Consider the following 1,138-nt stretch of genomic DNA (forward strand, 5'->3'; position numbering starts at 1 on the left):
AATAATTTTTTAAATGATCATCGAAAGACTGTAATTTATCGTTTATCGTTGATGTTGAGAGATCAGGAGCTATAAACGAGATATATTTACTGGCAGAGTCTTGCCAGAAAAAAACCACCGATCCAAGGACGTTTTTGCTAATGTAAAATGCTCCATCGGGGTTCTCTTTATCGTCGAACGGGTAGCAAACCAGACCTAGTTTATTGTAAAACCTGAACAGGTTATGTCCTTGTTCTTCCTGCATGAATTCACCGGGAGTCGTCAAGATCTGTTTTAGCACTGTGCTGGAAGATTTTATGGACGTCTTTTTCAGTGGCCCTTTGCTGGCAGATTTTATGGCGTTGTATTGAAGATTTTCCCGGCATAATAAAAGGTCTTTTTGCCATTCTGGAAACAGTTCCCATAAAGCATTTTCAGACTGACTGTCTCTCAGCCAATCGTTTTCCTGCTTATTTAAGTGGGAGCTGGTCAGAAAGTGAGTGAACCACAGGAAGTTGTTACTGTGATGAGACAGTTTTACAGCATGATTCTCGTGAAACAGGAAAATATGGAGATCTTCAAGTTTACTCAAAGACTGGTGAGGCGAATGATTGTGGTTTTTATCATCGCTATAGCAGCGATATTTCTGACCATCATGAACGATGACCTGTATAGAGTGTTGCAGAGCGTTTGATGCCAGCATCATGTGTTGCTGGTTTTTCGGATCAAAACCCAGGAGCATCTGGTTATATAATGTTTCACTTTCACTATCGGGTGATTGGCATGGATGGTAAAACGTTTCAAACTTCTCCCTTGATTTGATGCCCAGCTGTTCTGAAAGAAAATTCGATCTGTTGATCACTTTTTCAGGCCGAAGCCCGGAGGTTGTGTAGAGATGCATCAGATGTTTAAGCAAGGACGCCGGGGATACTGCGTTTGCTGGTGTGGTCGGATGGTTCCCGCCTGGCGGTGGCGGCTCATTATCATCAACACTTTTCCTTTCGTCAGAGCGAGTACTTCGTTCACTTTTCTTGCCGTTTTGTTCGGCTTTTTTTTTAGAGGGGGAAACACGACGGGACTGAGACGGCCCGCTATTGCCCTGATCGCCAGAAAAAGCAATCATGCCCCTTGTAAATGTTGTTGACGGGAGTTGTGTATC

The 1,138-nt window shown here is 43.3% G+C and carries 1 protein-coding gene; it reads right to left on the reverse strand.

The window, feature by feature from the left end:
* The coding region (locus KDK18_RS11475) for a hypothetical protein (RefSeq protein WP_257255041.1) at positions 1-1,138 on the reverse strand (1,138 nt) is incomplete at both ends.

The organism is Endozoicomonas sp. SESOKO3 (genome assembly GCF_024606255.1).